Genomic DNA, 16,292 nt, shown 5'->3' on the forward strand with positions numbered 1-16,292 from the left:
AGCGAGATGTTGGCCACGTTCACCATATGTAACGGAACGATGACGCAACGGTCCTTCCTCGCGGTCGGGACGGCGAGCCCGCGCAAGCGCTGTCAATCATTGCGGCGGGAACCGTCGGGCGACGAGGGAAGACATCACCTGAGGGCGCCGCGAGCCCGCGCGAGCGAAGCGAGCGCGAATAGACACAGGCGTCACAGGATCGGAAGGTAGCGCCCGAGCTCGAACTCGGTGACCTGGCGGCGGTACTCGCGCCACTCGGTCCGCTTGTTGCGCAGGAAGAAGTCGAAGACGTGCTCGCCCAGCGTCTCGGCCACCAGCTCGCTGCGCTCCATCACCGATATCGCCTCGTCGAGCGACTGCGGCAGCGGCTGGATGCCGAGCGCGCGCCGCTCCCCGCTGGTCAGCGCCCACACGTCGTCCTCCGCGCCGGGCGGCATGTCGTACCCCTGCTCGATGCCCTTGAGCCCGGCGGCGAGGATCACCGCGAACGCCAGGTACGGGTTGCACGAGGAGTCGAGCGAGCGGAACTCGATGCGGGTCGAGCCGCTCTTGTGCGGCTTGTACATCGGCACCCGCACCAGGGCGGAGCGGTTGTTGTGCCCCCAGCAGATGTACGCGGGCGCCTCGCCGCCCGCCCCGGCGATCGCCTCGGCGCCGCCCCACAGCCGCTTGTACGAGTTCACCCACTGGTTGCAGACCGCCGTGATCTCGGCGGCATGGCGCAGCAGGCCGCCGATGAACGACCGGCCGACCTTGGAGAGCTGGTAGTCGGCGCCGGGCTCGTAGAAGGCGTTCCGGTCGCCCTCGAAGAGCGACATGTGGGTGTGCATGCCCGAGCCGGGGTACTCGGTGAACGGCTTGGGCATGAAGGACGCCCACACGCCCTGCTCCAGCGCGACCTCCTTCATGACCAGCCGGAAGGTCATGATGTTGTCGGCGGTCGTCAGCGCGTCCGCGTAGCGCAGGTCGATCTCCTGCTGGCCGGGGGCGCCCTCGTGGTGGCTGTACTCCACCGAGATGCCCATCGACTCCAGCATCATGATCGCCTGGCGGCGGAAGTCGTGGCCCGCGCTGTGCGGCGTGTGGTCGAAGTAGCCGCCCTCGTCTATCGGGCTGGGCCGCTCCCCGCGCTCGGGCCGGTCGCGGAGCAGGAAGAACTCCACCTCGGGGTGGGTGTAGAAGGTGAAGCCCATCTCGGCCGCCCGGGCCAGCGTGCGCTTGAGCACCCAGCGCGGGTCGGCGTGCGACGGCGAGCCGTCCGGCATGAGGATGTCGCAGAACATGCGGGCCGCGCCGGGCGACTCGCTGCGCCACGGCAGGATCTGGAACGTGGACGGGTCCGGCTTGGCGAGCATGTCGGACTCGTAGACCCGCGAGAAGCCCTCGATCGCCGACCCGTCGAACCCGATGCCCTCGGCGAAGGCGCCTTCGAGCTCGGCGGGCGCGATGGCCACCGACTTGAGGAAGCCGAGCACGTCGGTGAACCACAGCCGGATGAACCGGATGTCGCGCTCTTCGAGCGTGCGGAGAACGAATTCCTGCTGGCGGTCCACGGCGTACCTCTCGGGAACTACACGTCTGGTCTCGTACCAGTGTGCCCTCTGCGTGTTTCACCTGCATTACGAGGGAACGGCCCGCCGGCGACGGCCGTCACGCCCCGCTGACCAGCGCGTCCCCCATGGAGGTGCGCCGGTAGAGCACCTCCCTGCCCATGCGCTGCCGGGTGACGAGTCCGCCGCCGGACAGCACGGTCAGATGCTGGCTCACCGCCCCCGGGGTGAGATCCATCCGGCGGGCCAGCGCGGACGTCGAGGCGGGCTCCTCCAGCGCGGCGAGGATGCCCGCCCTGGTACGGCCGATGAGCGCGCTCAGCCCTCCGGAGGTGCACGGCCGTCCCGTCGTCCACAGCGTGCCGACGCCCCACGCCGGATAGCACAGCAGCGACTGGTACGGCTCGCACATGATCGCGGCGTCGGGCCAGTGGAACGCGCTCGGCACGAGCAGCAGGCCGTCCCCGGTGACCGGCCCGGAGTGGTTCCACGCCTTGGCGACGACGAGCCGGTCGCCGCGCCAGACGACGGAGTCGTGCAGGTCGGCGAACACCTCCTGCACTCCACCGGTCGCGAGGATGCGGGACCGCCGCATGACGTCGGCCTCCAGCACGCCGTAGACGCGCGGCCAGAACTCCTCCATGGCGACGGTCCAGAGGTCCCACAGCGTGTCGGACACGCGGCGGATGCCGGCCTCCGGGTCGTCGGCGAACCCGCGCAGCGCCTCGGGGTCGGGGGAGCGCACGTGGGCCACCTCCTCCAGGGCCCTCTCGGGCCGCGTGCGCCGTACCCTCTCCAGCTCGGCCGCGAAGTCCGGGAGCGTCGTGTCCGGCGGCGGCGTCAGGAAGTCGGGGAGGTAGCCCCGCATCGGGACGAGCGCGTACAGCTCGGAGAGGTCGAGCCCGGCCACCCGGGGCCGTACGGCGCGCAGCCACGGCAGGTGGACGGAGTGCCGGCCGGGCTGACGCAGCACGCGCAGGCTCGACACCAGCTCCCACAACGGCGAGAACGCGAACCGCAGCCGGGCCACGTCACCGGGGGCGAACCACCACTCGATGGTCACCGGCCCACCTTTCGGCGCAGGACGTTTCAGCGAGGGCTAAAACATTCGCATCGTACCGAACACCTGTCCGAGGCTTTCCCCGTGACAAGCACGACCATCGCCAGGACCGGCTTCCTCCGGTCGCGGATCGGCGGCCTCCCCCGTCCCTTCTGGGCCCTCTTCGGCGGCACCCTCGTCAACCGTCTCGGCACCATGGTGGAGCCGTTCATCGGCGTCTACCTGACCCAGTCGCGCGGGATGTCGCTCGCGTCGACCGGCCTGGTGCTCACCGTCTACGGCGCGGGGTCGCTGGCGTCCCAGCCGGTGGCGGGGTGGATGGCCGACCGTTTCGGGCGGCGGGTGACGCTGACCGGATCGATGATCTTGACGGCGGTCGCGTTCATCGTGCTCGGGTACACGACGAGCGTCCCGGGGATCGTCGCCGGGATGTTCGTGCTCGGGATCGTGATCGACGCCTACCGTCCCGCCTCCCAGGCGCTGGTGGCCGACCTGGTCTCCCCCGAGGACCGGCCCCGCGCGTACGGCCTGATCTACTGGGCGCTCAACCTGGGCTTCTCCGTCGCGATGATCGCCGGCGGCTGGCTGGCCAAGGCCGGCTTCACCACGCTGTTCTGGATCGACGCGATCACCTGCGCCGCCTTCGGCGTCCTGGTGTGGCGGGCGATCCCCGAGACCCGCCCGGCCAAGAGCGAAGTGTCCGAGGGCGGGTTCGGCGACGTTCTGCGCGACCGCCTGATGGTCGCCTTCACGCTGATCAACCTCGTGTACGCGTTCGTCTATCTCCAGGGGTTCACCACGCTGCCGCTGGCGATGACCGGCCAGGGCCTCGCGACCAGCGCGTACGGCAGCGCGATGGCGGTGAACGGCGTGCTGATCGTGGTCGTCCAGCCGCTGACGAACGCCTGGTTGTCCCGCCGGGACCCGAGCCGCCTGCTCGCCCTGGGATTCGCGGTCGTGGGCGGAGGGTTCGCGCTCACCGCCCTGATGTCGTCGGCGCTCGGCCACGGCCTCGCGATCGCCGTCTGGACGCTCGGCGAGATCGCCCTGGCCGGCATCCCCGGCACGATCGTCGCCGCGCTCGCCCCGCCCCACCTGCGGGGCCGCTACGCCGGCCTGAACGGCTTCGCCTGGTCGGCCGCCTCGCTGCTCGCGCCGCTCCTCGGCACCCGGCTGCTCGAAGCCGGCGCGCCGGTCCTGTGGGTCACCTGCGGCGCACTGGGAGTGCTGGCCGCCCTGGCCATGCTCGGCATCGCCCCCGCGATCCGCCGCCGCTCTGGCGTTGAGGGACTTATCCCGACATAATCCACGTCCACCATGAACGAACGACGCGGGCGGGTGGTCGCGACCGTCATGGCGGCCACGGCGCTCGCCCTGACGTCGTTCGGCGTGCTGGTCCAGCTCGGGCTCCCCCCGGAGTGGCGGCCCGAGTTCCCGGTCACCCCGGATCTCGGCGTCGGCCTCACCTTCGCGCCCGTCGGCGCCTTCCTCGTCGCGCAACGCCCGCGGCTGAGCCTCGCCTGGCTGATGTGCGCGGGCGGGCTGCTCGGCGCGGGCAACGTCGCGAGCGTGGCGCTCCTCCTCCACTTCGGGTCCCGGGGCGACCTCGCCGTCGCCGGGGTCATGCGCTGGGCGGACGTGATCTGCTGGGGCGTCGCGGGCCTGCTGCTCGCCATCGTGCTCCCCCTCTACTCGCCGACCGGCCGGCTGCCGTCGCGCCGCTGGCTGCCGGTCGTCCTCGCCGGGGGCCTGGCGACGCTCGCCGAGATCGTCGTGATCGTCGCGCGCCCCACCCCGGACCCGGCGCGCTACCGCCTGCCCGCCGTCATCCCCAACCCCCTGGCGATCGAGGCGCTCGCGCCGTACTACGCCGGGATCCTGGACGTCCTCGCGTACACGGTGCAGGTGTGCGTGGTCGCCGCGCTGCTCTCGCTCGTGCTGCGGCTGCGGCGGGCCGACCCGGTCACGCGCCGCCAGATCGCCTGGCCGCTCATCGCCTTCGCCGGATATGTCGCCTTCTATCTGCCGGGCATGTCCACGATGGTGCTCGCGACGGCGTGGACGGCCGTCATCCCCATCGCGATCCTCTTCTCCGCGCTGCGCTACCGCCTGTACGGCATCGACACCGTCATCAGCAGGACCTTCGTGGCGGCGGGCCTGCTCGGCGTGGTCGGCGCCGTCTACTTCGGCGCGAGCGCCCTGGCCGGCGTGCTCGCGTCGGGGTACCACCAGATCGCCGGGCTCGTCGCGGCGCTGGCCTCCGGCGCGCTGTTCCAGCCGCTGCGCCGCGGCCTCCAGCGCGCGGTCGACCACATGCTCTACGGCCCGGTCGGCGACCCCAGGGCGCTCGCCGAGCGGCTCACCCAGGAGGTGCGCCGGGCCGGCCCCGCCGACGCGCTCGCCTCCGTCGTCGCGGTCGTGCGGGACGGCCTCGCGGTCGGCGGCGCCGCCGTCGAGGTCGCGGGCGGCAGGCCCGGCTACGTCGCGAGCGGCGACGTCGGCGGCGCCCCCAGAGAGATCGCCCTCGTCTGGCACGGCGAGCCGGTGGGCCGCCTGCTGATCGGCGAGCCGGGCGCGCGGCGGTTCGCCGCCGCCCACGACGAGCGGGTCATCACCACCCTGCTGCCCCACGTCGCCGACGTGGCCCACGCCGTGCGCATGGCCGCCGACCTCCAGCGGTCCAGAGAGCGGATCCTCTCCACGCGGGAGGAGGAGCGCCGCCGGCTGCGCCGCGACCTGCACGACGGCCTCGGCCAGACCCTGTCCGGCATGGCGATGACCATCAACATGGCGCGGCTCACCCTCACGCGCTCCCCCGCCGACGCCGACGGCCTGCTCCGCGAGCTGCGCACCGGCATGGACGCCGTCACCGGCGACATCCGGCAGCTCGTGTACGGCCTGCGGCCCCCGGCGCTCGACGACCTCGGCCTCGCGGGAGCCGTACGGGCCCTGGCTGAGGAGGGGCCGCCGCCCGCGGAGGTCGTGGTGGAGGGCGAGACGTCCGGGTTGCCGGCCGCCGTCGAGGTGGCGGTGTACCGGATCGTCCAGGAGGCGCTCACCAACGTCCGCCGGCACGCCCGCGCCGAGCATGTGCGGGTGACGCTGTCCCGCGACGCCGAGTTGCGGGTCACCGTCGCCGACGACGGCGTCGGCCTGCCGGAGGGCAGGCGGGCCGGGGTGGGGACCTCCTCGATGCGGGAACGCGCCGCCGAGCTGGGCGGAAGCTGCGTCGTCGCCTCCCCGCCGGGCGGCGGGACCACGGTCGAGGCCCGGTTCCCCCTCGCCTCCGACGGAGGGCCTCCCTCCCCCCACGACTCCGCGAGCGCGTCCACCGCCTCGCCGAGCTGACGCCGTACGGAACGCGCCGTCCCCGGGTGGGCCGACGGCGTGCCGCCGAGGAACGGGCCGACATCTCGCCAATTTGGGGGCGAATCTCTCAGAACGGCCCTTACGCCCCATAACCGAGCACTGCTCACTTCGGCCGGATGGCCCTACGCTTACCCGTGCGATGGTGAAATTTCGTGCTCTCGGACCGTTCCAGGCGGAATCCGACGGTCAGGTCCTTGACCTGGGCGGACAGCGGCAGCAGGCCGTACTGGCCCGGCTGCTCGTCGCGGGCGGCCGCGCCGTGCCCGTCGGGATGCTCATCGACGACCTGTGGCCGGGAGAGCCGCCCGCGCAGGCGCTCTCGACCGTCCAGGGGTACGTGTCGCGGCTGCGCCGCGCACTCGAACCGGACCGCGCGCCGCGCGAGCAGGCGGGGGTCCTCGTCTCGGCTCCCCCGGGGTACGCGCTGCGCGCCACGGTCGAGCAGGTGGACTCCTGGTGGTTCGAGGACCTCGTCAAGAGCGACCACGACGGCGATCCGGCGCGGACGTTCGAACGGATGGAGACCGCGCTCGGCCTGTGGCGGGGACCCGCGCTGGCCGAGTTCCTCGACCTGCCCTGGGCGGTGACCGAGGGGCTGCGCCTGGAGGAACTGCGCCTGCTCGCGGTCGAACGCCGGGGCGACGCCGCCGTACGGCTCGGCAGGACCGGCGCGCTGATCCCGGACCTGGAGGCGCACGCGTCGGCGTACCCGCTGCGCGAGGAGGCGTGGCGGCTGCTGGCGCTCGCGCTTTACCGGGCGGGGCGGCAGGGGGACGCGCTCGGCGCCCTGCGGCGGGCGCGCGAGGCGCTCCGCGACGAGCTGGGCCTGGACCTGGGCCCGACCCTGCAGCGGCTCGAACAGGACATCTTCTCGCAGGCGCCGCACCTGGACGCGCCCGCCCCCGGGGCCTCCGTCACGGCCGCCGCGCCGTCCGGCGGCCCCGCCTCCGGGCTCGGGACGGCCCCGGCCTCGGGGACGGGGGCGGCGCAGGGAGCCGGGGCGGCGGACGCCGGGGCGACGCCCCCGCTCCGCGTCGTGATCGCCGACGACCAGGCGCTCGTGCGCACCGGCCTGAAGGTGATCCTGGACCTCGAACCCGGTCTGGAGCTCGTCGGCGAGGCCGAGAACGGCGAGCAGGCGATCGCCGCCGTGCGGGAGACGCGGCCGGACGTGGTCCTCATGGACATCCAGATGCCCCGGCTGGACGGGCTGGCGGCGGCACGCCGGATCCTCGCGGGCGAGACCCCGCCGAAGGTGATCATGATGACGACCTTCGGGACCGACGAGAACCTGTACGCGGCGCTGCGCGCGGGGGTGAGCGGCTTCGTGCTCAAGACGTCGCCGCCGGAGCAGCTCGTGGCGGCGATCCGGGCGGCCGTCGCGGGCGACGCCCTGCTCGACCCGGCGGTGACCACGCACCTGATCGCGGCCTTCGCCGGGCGGCGCGACCCGGCCGCTCCGGCGGGCCTGTCGGACTCCGACCTCGACCTCGTCAAGCTGGTGGCGCGCGGCTTCACCAACCGGCAGATCGCCGTCACCCTGGCCGTCCACGAACGGGAGGTGGCCGACGAGATCGCCGCGCTGCTCGGGCGGCTGGACCTGCTCGACCGCGCGCAGCTCGTCGTCCTCGCGTACGAGAGCGGGCTGATCAGCCCCGGCTCGCCCCGGGACTGACGGCCGTCCGCGGCGGCGTCCTCGCCGGGCGACGGCGAGGGTGGCCGTCGCCGACGGCGTCCCGGCCGGCGACGGCGTCCCAGCCGGCGACAGTGCGGGCGACCCGCCACACATCGGACTTATCGTCGCTTTGACGACAAATGACGGCGGGTTCTACGCTGGGCGTGTGGCACAACTGCGCATCGCCCTAGCCCAGACCAACCCCGTCGTCGGCGACCTCGGCGGCAACGCCGACCGGCTCGTCGAGTGGACCCGCCGCGCCGCCGAGAGAGACGCGCACCTTGTGGTCTTCACGGAGATGTTCCTGACCGGATATCCCGTCGAGGACCTGGTGCTCAGGTCCTCGTTCGTGGACGCCTCGATCGCGACGCTGGACGCCGTGGCGCGACGGCTCGCCGACGAGGGGCTCGGCGAGATCCCCGTCGTCACCGGCTATGTCGACCGGGCCGACCTCGAACCCCGGGTCGGCCAGCCGAAGGGCGCGCCCCTCGACGCCGTGGCCGTGCTGTACGGCGGGCGCGTCGTGACGCGGAGCGCCAAGCACCACCTGCCCAACTACGGCGTATTCGACGAGTACCGCTACTTCGTGCGGGGCGACCGGCTGCCCGTCGTGCGGGTGCGCGGCGTCGACGTCGCCGTCGCCGTCTGCGAGGACCTCTGGCAGGACGGCGGCCCCGTCTCCGCGGTCGCGCGGGCCGGCGCGGGCCTGCTCGTCGTGCCCAACGCCTCGCCGTACGAGGTGGAGAAGGACGACGTGCGGCTGGAGCTCGTCGGTCGGCGGGCTCGGGAGGCGGGCTGCGCCCTCGCCTACGTCAACCAGGTCGGCGGGCAGGACGAGCTCGTCTTCGACGGCGACTCGATCGTCGTGGACGCCTCCGGCGAGCTGGTCGCCCGGGCCTCCCAGTTCAAGGAGGAGCTGCTCGTCACCGACCTCGACCTGCCGCTCGGTGCCGGCGAGCCGGGCGAGTTCCCGGTCGACGCCCTCGACGGGACCGTCATCACGGTCGAGCGGCTCGAGCTCGCGGGCGGGCCGGTCGAGCCGTACGCTCCCGAGCCGCCCACGGTTGCCCCGCGGCTGGACGACCTCGCCGAGATCTACCACGCGCTCGTCCTCGGTGTGCGCGACTACGTCGCCAAGAACGGCTTCCGCTCCGTCATCCTCGGCCTGTCGGGCGGCATCGACTCCGCCCTCGCCGCGACGATCGCGTCCGACGCCGTCGGGCCCGAGCGGGTGAACGTCGTGCTGATGCCCTCGCGCTACTCCTCCGACCACTCCGTCGGGGACGCGGAGGAGCTGGTGCGGCGGCAGGGCGTCACCGCGCGGACCGTGCCGATCGCGGACATCGTCAGCGCGTTCGAGAAGGAGATCGACCTGCACGGCCTCGCCGCGGAGAACCTCCAGGCGCGCGTGCGCGGGATGCTGCTGATGAGCCTGTCGAACGAGCACGGCCACCTGGTGCTGACCACGGGCAACAAGAGCGAGCTGGCCACCGGCTACTCGACCCTCTACGGCGACTCGGCCGGCGGCTTCGCGCCCATCAAGGACGTGCCGAAGACCCTGGTCTGGGAGCTCTCGAAGTGGCGCAACGCCCAGGGGCCCGACGACTTCTTCCGGCTCCGCGCCGCCGAGCCGCCGATCCCGGAGAACTCCATCACCAAGGAGCCCAGCGCCGAGCTGCGGCCCGACCAGCGCGACACCGACTCGCTCCCGCCGTACGACGTGCTCGACCGGCTGCTGGACGACTACGTGGAGAAGGACATGGGCGCCCCCGAGCTGGTCGCGGCCGGGCACGACACCGAGCTGGTGAGCCGGATCATCCGCCTGGTGGACCTGGCGGAGTACAAGCGGCGCCAGTACCCGCCGGGGCCGAAGATCACCCCGAAGAACTTCGGCCGCGACCGGCGTCTCCCGATCACCAACCGCTGGCGGGAGACGACGGCCCGCTGACCGGGCACCCGCCTTCGACCTCCGCGTCGACGAACGCCGCCGCGTCCTGACGAACCTCACCGGGGGCCCGCCACCAGGACGGTCCCCGGCTGGTGGCACTTCCCTGGCCGGGGGCGGCGCGGCGCCCACGGCAGGGCAGGGAGCGTTACCGGGGGCGGAAGCCGCGCAGCGCCTCGTCGACGATGCGCTCGGCCAGGTCGTCGCGAAGGTCGGCGGCCCGGTGCGACCACTTGGTGTGCCACAACATGGCGCCGGTCAGGATGGCCATCGCCATCTCGACGTCGAGGTCGGGGCGCAGCTCCCCGCGCTCGATGCCGCGCCGCAGCACCTCCGCCATGACGGCGCGGCGCGGCTGGATCGCCAGTTCGTCGAACCGCGCCGCCAGGCGGGGGTGCCGCTCGGAGTCGCTCATCGCGATGTTCATGATGCAGCGCGTGTGGGTGTGCCGGGACTCTTCCCTTATCACCGTGAGGTAGGCGATCAGGTCGTCCCGGACGCTGTCCCCTTCCAGCGGCGGGATGGGCGGTTTCAGCGTCGTCAGGGCGTCGACGACGAGGTCCTCCTTGTTCGACCAGCGGCGGTAGATCGTCGTCTTGCCGACGCCCGCCCTGGACGCGATGCCCTCGATGGACAACTCGGACACCGCGACACCCTCGCCGATCAGTTCGAGGGTGGCCTCGATGATCGACTTCTCCGCCTTCTCACTGCGCGGGCGACCCGCGGCGCGAGCCGCCCCTTCCGCCATCTGCCGCGTCATCATCGTGGCCTCACACTATCGCCGCTTCGCGATCCGCCTCTGTCGGCTTCTCCGGGACGACGGCGGGAACGGACACCTTACCCGGCATCCAGCGGGCCATCAGGACGGCGCCGACGAGCGCGACGAGGGCCGAGCCGAGGGCCGCCCAGTGGATGCCTCCGACGAACGCCTCGCCCGCCGCCTTCATCAGGCCGGCGCCCTGGTCGCCGAGGCGCTCCGCGACCCCGGCCGCGCCCGAGATCGACTCGGTCACCACGTGGTGGAGCTCCTCCGGGACCCCGGTCACCTTGCCCTCCATGCCGTCGCGGTACGCGGCGGACAGCACCGCGCCGAGGATGGCGATGCCGAGCGTGCCGCCGACCTGGCGGACGACGTTGCTCATGGAGGAGCCGACGCCGGCCTTCTCGCGGGGCAGGGCGTTCATGATGGCGGTGGTGGCCGGAGGCATGATGTGCGCCATCGCCGATCCCTGGATGAACGTGAGGACCAGCAGGATCCAGATGGGCGTGTCCACACCGACGAAGGCGTAGGCCGCGAGGCAGGCGGTGATCACGAGCATGCCGACGGTGCCGACCGCCTTGGCGCCGTACTTCTCGACCACCTTGGCGCTGCGCGGCGCGAAGATCAGCTGAGCCACGGCGAACGGCAGCACCAGCGCGCCCGACTGGAGCGGCGAGTATCCGCGGACGATCTGCCAGTAGAAGGCCATGAAGAACATCACGCCCATGGCCGCGAAGAAGACCAGGCCCACGCTGGCGATCGCCGTGGAGAAGGAGGCGTTCCTGAAGTAGCGCACGTCGAAGGCCGGGTGGTCGATGCGCCGCTCGTACCAGAAGAAGACGCCGAGGATGGCGAGGCCGACCAGCGACGGGACCACGACCGAGACGTCGGCGAACGTGCCGAGGTCGCTGATCCGGACGATGCCGTAGACCAGGGCCACCAGGCCGACGATCGACAGCAGCACGCCGACGGGGTCGAGACCCGTCTTGCCCGGGTCCTTGGAGTCGGGCACGAGCATCGCGATCAGCACCAGGCCGAGCAGCACGATCGGGATGTTGACCAGGAAGACCGAGCCCCACCAGAAGTGCTCGAGAAGCAGGCCCCCCGTGATCGGACCGATGGCGACGGCGATGCCGACGCCGCCCGCCCAGATGCCGATCGCCTTGCCCCGCTCGTGGATCGGGAAGACGTTCGAGATGATCGCGAGCGTGGCCGGCATGATCGCCGCGCCGCCGAGCCCCATCAGCGCGCGGGCCATGATGAGCTGCATCGGATCCTGCGCGTACGCGCTGACGAGCGACGAGAGACCGAAGATGACCATGCCGATCAGGAGCATCTTCTTGCGGCCGTACCTGTCGCCGAGCACGCCGAAGGTGAACAGCAGACCCGCGAAGACGAGCGTGTAGGAGTTCATCGCCCACTCCAGCTCGCTCTGGGTCGCCCCCAGACCCTGCACCGGGTCGGCGATCGTCTTGATCGCGACGTTCAGGATGGTGTTGTCGAGCACGACGGCGAGCAGGCTGAACACCATCACGCCGAGGATCTGCCATCGGCGTGGGTGCCCGGTATGCGCGTCCACAAAGTCCCCCAGTAGAGTTTCGATACGCATGAGTTTCGGAACGGTACCGTAGCGGAGCAAGATTCGATACGCAACCGTCGCGTTTCATAATGCGGACGGCCCCGCGGAGCGCCGGGCCGGCGGCGGGGCCCGGCTAGAGTTGCGCGCCCTGCGGCTCAATCGCCTTGACGTGGTCGAGGGTTCGGAGGCGACCGGTCTCGCCGGTCCGGAGGCCGAGGTGTTCACCGCCGGCGGCGCCGAGGCCCTCCTCGGGCCGCGCGGCGCCGTGATCACCGTGGACGCGGTGGACGACCTCGCCGCGAGCGGGGTGTGGAACGGCGAGGAGTTCCGCCTGCTCGGCCCGGTGCCGGGCGCTGCCGCCGCCCGGCTCCTGGAGTGGACCTCCTCCCTGCGGGCCCACCTGATCGTCCGGCTGGAGGAGGGCGCCCTCTCCGCATGGTCGCTCGACCCGTCCGAGGACGACCCCGTCGTGTGGATGGTCGACGACTGTTCGGAGCCGCTCGCCGAGCCTGAGCGCCTGAGCGGCTTCCTGATCCAGTTCTCGCTGTTCGAAGCGGCAATGGGGGCGGCCTATCAGGCCTGGAGCGACACGATGCCCACAGGGCACGACGGCACGCTGACCGGCGGCCTGCGCCGGGTGCCGCCCCGGCCGGAGGGACGCCCGGCTCAGAGCGGGACGGACACCGGATCGGCGACCGGCCGCTTGGCGTCGCGCCAGAACGGGAGGGCGATCAGGACCAGCGCCACGCCGATCGCGCCCGCCGCGGCGAACGCCCAGGCGGGGCCGTGCGAGTCGACCACCGCTCCGGCCGCCGGGCCGGCCAGGGCGCCGCCGATCAGCAGCGCGGTGCCGTGCAGCCCCATCGCCTCCCCGCGCGCGCCGGCCGGCACCCGTCCGTTCACCGCCGCCACCGTGGCCGACATCGCGGGCGCGCACAGCAGACCGGCGGGGACCAGCGCCAGGCAGAGCCACCACCAGCCGCCGCCGACGATCCCGACCGGTGCGGTGAACGCGCACAGGACGCCGGTGAGCAGCAGGGGCGAGAACCCTCGGGGCAGCCCGCCGTACACGAACCCGCCGATGAGGGAGTATCCGCACCACAGCCCGAGCACCAGCCCCGTCCACTGGGTGGCCGCCCCGGACTTGAGCATGGCGACGACGGACAACTCGGTCGTGGTGAGGACGAACGTGAGCGACGCCGCGACGCCGAACAGCGTGATCAGCCCCGGCCGGAGCCAGGCGCGCCGCGGCACCGTCTCGGCGATCTCCTCGCCGGGAATGCTGGTCGGCGGGTTCAGCGCGTACAGGGCGACGCCCGTGCCCACCAGGCCGACGCCCACCACGTACATCGTCACGGTCGTGGAGAAACCGGTCGAGAGGGCCACGGCCAGGGCCGGGCCCACCATGTACGACACCTCGACGGCCATCGAGTCCAGCGCGAACGCCGACTGGTGGCGCTCCCCGGGGACCATCGCGCCCAGGCACTGCCGGAGCGCGCCGAAGACGGGCTGGTTGAACAGTCCCGCGATCAGCGCGCCGGGGATCAGCGCCGCGTACGGCAGCCAGGGCGCGCAGCACCAGAAGGCGAGCTGCACGGCGGTGGTCACCGCGAACACCGGGCGCAGACCGCGCTGGTCCACGAACCGCCCGGCGAGCGGGGAGCCGATCGCGGCGCCGATCAGGTTGGCCGTGCCGACCAGCCCGGCCTGCAGGAATCCCATGCCGAGCCCGTTGACCACGTGCAGGGTGAGCGTGATGCCCGTGCCCGTCATCGGGATCCTGGCGAGCGTGCCGACCAGCAGCAGCGCGCGGACTCCGGGCAGGGCGAGAACCCTCCGATAAGGTTCGAGTGCCATTTTGGTGCGTACCTCCGGGAAGGCATTGTGCCGTGCCCCTCCGACAGGATTTCCACCGGATTACGGTCGGTCCCTCGGGTGTTCTATTTGCGGGCCGCATGCGATGATCTGACTGTCCGGGGACGCCACAGGGGCGCCACGAGACCTGGAGGTAATCATGTCCTCTGTTTCCGCTGCACCCGCTGCTCTCTACGGCGGCACGTCGGGGCGCAGGGTGACCGTCCGTGATCTCGCCGCCGCGAAGGAACGCCACGAGAAGTGGCCGATGGTGACGGCGTACGACGCGATGACCGCGAAGGTCTTCGACGAGGCGGGCATCCCCGTCCTGCTCGTCGGCGACTCGGCCGCCATGGTCGTCTACGGGTACGACTCGACCCTGCCGGTCACGGTCGACGACCTCGTCCCGCTCACCGCCGCCGTGGTCCGCGGCTCCTCACGGGCGATGGTGGTCGCCGACCTCCCGTTCGCGTCCTACCAGGCGTCGCCGCAGCAGGCGCTGGAGACGGCCGCGCGGTTCATGAAGGAGGCCGGGGCCCACGCCGTGAAGCTGGAGGGCGGGCACCGGGTGTTGTCCCAGGTCGAGTTGCTCGTGTCGGCCGGCGTCCCGGTCATGGCGCACATCGGCCTGACGCCGCAGTCGGTGAACGTCATCGGCGGATACCGCGTACAGGGCCGGGGCCAGTCGGGCGACGAGCTGATGGCCGACGCCAAGGCCCTGGAGCACGCGGGCGCGTTCGCCGTCGTGCTCGAATGCGTCCCGGCCGAGCTGGCGGAGCGGGTGACCGCGTCGCTCAGCATCCCGACGATCGGCATCGGCGCGGGATCGGGCACCGACGCCCAGGTCCTCGTCTGGCAGGACCTGATGGGTCTCACCCCGCGCCCGGCGAAGTTCGTGAAGAAGTACTTCGATCTCGCGGGCGAGATGGAGCGGGCCGTCCGCGCCTACGCCGACGAGGTCGTGTCCGGCGCCTTCCCCGCCCCGGAGCACAGCTACCACTGATCCTCCACGATCCCGCCGAAGGGCGGCGAACAGTGGCGAACGAGGCGAAGGGCCGGCTCCCGATCGAACGGGGCCGGCCCTTCCGGTTCCGCGGCCGTCTCGGAACCCGGCCGCCCGCCCGCGGCGGGCACCGTACGCGGAGGCCGGACACCTTGTGGCGGCGCCCTTTCCGCGGCGGCGCTTTCCGCAGACGGCGCCCTTTTCGCGGCAGGGCCGCCCCGCCGCGAAAGGCGGGCGTCAGCCGAGCGCCTGCTCGAAGTCGGCCCACAGGTCCTCGGGGTGCTCGATGCCGACGGACACGCGGACCGTCCCCTCGGCGATCCCGGCGGCGGCCAGTGCGGCGGCGTCGAGCGACCGGTGCGAGGTGGTGGCGGGGTGCAGGATCAGCGTCTCGACTCCGCCGAGCGACGGCGCGAGCAGCGCGAGCCGTACGGAGCTCATGAACGCCTCACCGGCCGCGCGGCCCCCGTGCAGGTCGAACGAGAACACGCCGCCGAAGTCGGGCAGCAGCTTGGCCGCCACGTCGTGCGACGGGTGCGACGGCAGGCCCGGCCAGTGGACCGCCGCCACGGCGGGATGCTCGGCCAGGCGGGTGGCCAGCAGCCGGGTGTTCGCGCAGTGCCGCTCCATGCGCAGCGGAAGCGTCTGGATGCCGCGCAGGGTGAGCCAGGCGGCGAACGGGTCGGCCGTCGCCCCCAGCTCGATCGCGTACGACCAGACCTTGCGGTGCAGCTCCGGCGAGGCGAAGACCGCGACGCCGCCCAGAACGTCGGTGTGCCCGGAGAGGTACTTCGTGGTGGAGTGCAGCACCACGTCCGCTCCGTGCTCGATGGGCCGGCACAGGACGGGCGAGGCGAACGTGTTGTCCACGACCGTCAGCGCCCCCGCCTCGCGCGCCGCGGCGGCCATGCCGGGCAGGTCGGCCACCTGGGTCATCGGGTTGGCGATCGTCTCCAGGTAGAGCAGCTTCGTCTCCGGACGCGCCGCGTCGCGCACAGCCGCGGGATCCGCCTCGTGCACGTACGTCACGTCGACGCCGAACCGCGCGGTCAGGTCGGCCAGCATGTGGGCGGTGCCGCCGTACAACGGCCGCTGGGCGATCACGTGGTCACCCGGCGCCAGCAGCGCGAGCAGCACCGAGTTGATGGCGCCCATGCCCGACCCGGTGGCCACCGCCCCCTGGCCGCCCTCCAGCCCGGCGACGGCCTCCTCGAGAGCCCGTACGGTCGGGTTGGAGAGCCGCCCGTAGACGAAGGGGCCGTCCGGGCGCCCCATCCCGTCGGCGAAGACGGCGGGACTGTCGAACGCGAAACCCGACGTCTGGTAGATGGGGATCGTGATCGGCGTGCTGCCGTTCAGGTCGGGTCTGGGCAGGTGGACGGCTCGCGTCTCCGGGCGCATGGTCATGCTCACAAGGATTACCCGCCGGCCGCCGGTTGTCAGGACGCGGCGGGCGCCACAGGACCGTGCGAATCGTCACAGATCACCGCCGGCCCG

Annotated in this window: 11 protein-coding genes; 5 read left to right on the forward strand and 6 right to left on the reverse strand. The window is 72.4% G+C overall.

Translation table 11 applies throughout. From position 1 onward, the window contains the following. Positions 1 to 191: 191 nt before the first annotated feature. On the reverse strand, positions 192 to 1,553 hold the full coding sequence (gene glnA2 / locus AWQ70_RS30540; RefSeq protein ID WP_067183710.1) for a gamma-glutamylpolyamine synthetase GlnA2: 1,362 nt from the start codon (positions 1,551 to 1,553) through the stop codon (positions 192 to 194). A 97-nt stretch (positions 1,554 to 1,650) separates the two neighbouring features. Beyond that, positions 1,651 to 2,613: a DUF5937 family protein gene (locus tag AWQ70_RS30545; RefSeq protein ID WP_067183713.1), complete on the reverse strand. Its 963-nt coding sequence runs from the start codon at positions 2,611 to 2,613 to the stop codon at positions 1,651 to 1,653. 81 nt (positions 2,614 to 2,694) lie between these two features. Here AWQ70_RS30545 and AWQ70_RS30550 point away from each other — a divergent pair, with 81 nt between their 5' ends. From AWQ70_RS30550 to AWQ70_RS30565, 4 genes are all read left to right on the forward strand, one after another. After that, entirely contained in the window at positions 2,695 to 3,915 is a 1,221-nt protein-coding gene (locus AWQ70_RS30550) for an MDR family MFS transporter (RefSeq protein WP_067183715.1), read from the forward strand. 12 nt (positions 3,916 to 3,927) lie between these two features. Beyond that, entirely contained in the window at positions 3,928 to 5,958 is a 2,031-nt protein-coding gene (locus AWQ70_RS30555) for a sensor histidine kinase (RefSeq protein WP_067183717.1), read from the forward strand. 160 nt (positions 5,959 to 6,118) lie between these two features. Beyond that, positions 6,119 to 7,654, forward strand: a complete 1,536-nt coding sequence (locus AWQ70_RS42285) for a BTAD domain-containing putative transcriptional regulator (RefSeq protein WP_067183720.1) — start codon at positions 6,119 to 6,121, stop codon at positions 7,652 to 7,654. A gap of 166 nt (positions 7,655 to 7,820) precedes the next feature. Then, positions 7,821 to 9,602 carry an NAD+ synthase gene (locus tag AWQ70_RS30565; protein ID WP_067183724.1) on the forward strand — a complete coding sequence of 594 codons (1,782 nt, stop codon included), beginning with the start codon at positions 7,821 to 7,823 and terminating at the stop codon, positions 9,600 to 9,602. 145 nt (positions 9,603 to 9,747) lie between these two features. Here AWQ70_RS30565 and AWQ70_RS30570 read toward each other — a convergent pair whose 3' ends face one another. The 3 genes from AWQ70_RS30570 to AWQ70_RS30585 form a co-directional block, all read right to left on the reverse strand. Further along, complete coding sequence (locus AWQ70_RS30570; RefSeq protein WP_245647221.1) at positions 9,748 to 10,362, reverse strand: TetR/AcrR family transcriptional regulator; 615 nt, start codon at positions 10,360 to 10,362, stop codon at positions 9,748 to 9,750. 7 nt (positions 10,363 to 10,369) lie between these two features. Then, positions 10,370 to 11,968, reverse strand: coding sequence for an MFS transporter (locus tag AWQ70_RS30575; protein WP_245647222.1), 1,599 nt, complete (start codon positions 11,966 to 11,968; stop codon positions 10,370 to 10,372). A 636-nt stretch (positions 11,969 to 12,604) separates the two neighbouring features. Then, positions 12,605 to 13,795, reverse strand: coding sequence for an MFS transporter (locus AWQ70_RS30585; protein ID WP_067183734.1), 1,191 nt, complete (start codon positions 13,793 to 13,795; stop codon positions 12,605 to 12,607). Between the two features lie 157 nt (positions 13,796 to 13,952). On the opposite strand from AWQ70_RS30585, the gene panB reads away from it, so the two are divergent. Then, entirely contained in the window at positions 13,953 to 14,795 is an 843-nt protein-coding gene (panB, locus tag AWQ70_RS30590; protein ID WP_067183737.1) for a 3-methyl-2-oxobutanoate hydroxymethyltransferase, read from the forward strand. 237 nt (positions 14,796 to 15,032) lie between these two features. On the opposite strand, the gene AWQ70_RS30595 is transcribed toward panB, so the two are convergent. Further along, positions 15,033 to 16,202 carry a trans-sulfuration enzyme family protein gene (locus tag AWQ70_RS30595; RefSeq protein ID WP_157530634.1) on the reverse strand — a complete coding sequence of 390 codons (1,170 nt, stop codon included), beginning with the start codon at positions 16,200 to 16,202 and terminating at the stop codon, positions 15,033 to 15,035. Positions 16,203 to 16,292: the final 90 nt, after the last annotated feature.

It is taken from the genome of Microtetraspora niveoalba, assembly GCF_001570405.1.
GTDB lineage: Bacteria > Actinomycetota > Actinomycetes > Streptosporangiales > Streptosporangiaceae > Microtetraspora > Microtetraspora niveoalba.

Excerpts from the sequence above, each read along its gene's own strand:
- AWQ70_RS30555 (WP_067183717.1), top strand. The coding sequence starts at position 3,928 with ATGAACGAACGACGCGGGCGGGTGGTCGCGACCGTCATGGCGGCCACG.
- AWQ70_RS42285 (WP_067183720.1), top strand. The coding sequence starts at position 6,119 with ATGGTGAAATTTCGTGCTCTCGGACCGTTCCAGGCGGAATCCGACGGT.
- AWQ70_RS30570 (WP_245647221.1), bottom strand. The coding sequence starts at position 10,362 with ATGATGACGCGGCAGATGGCGGAAGGGGCGGCTCGCGCCGCGGGTCGC.
- AWQ70_RS30575 (WP_245647222.1), bottom strand. The coding sequence starts at position 11,968 with ATGCGTATCGAAACTCTACTGGGGGACTTTGTGGACGCGCATACCGGG.
- AWQ70_RS30585 (WP_067183734.1), bottom strand. The coding sequence starts at position 13,795 with ATGGCACTCGAACCTTATCGGAGGGTTCTCGCCCTGCCCGGAGTCCGC.
- panB (WP_067183737.1), top strand. The coding sequence starts at position 13,953 with ATGTCCTCTGTTTCCGCTGCACCCGCTGCTCTCTACGGCGGCACGTCG.
- AWQ70_RS30595 (WP_157530634.1), bottom strand. The coding sequence starts at position 16,202 with ATGACCATGCGCCCGGAGACGCGAGCCGTCCACCTGCCCAGACCCGAC.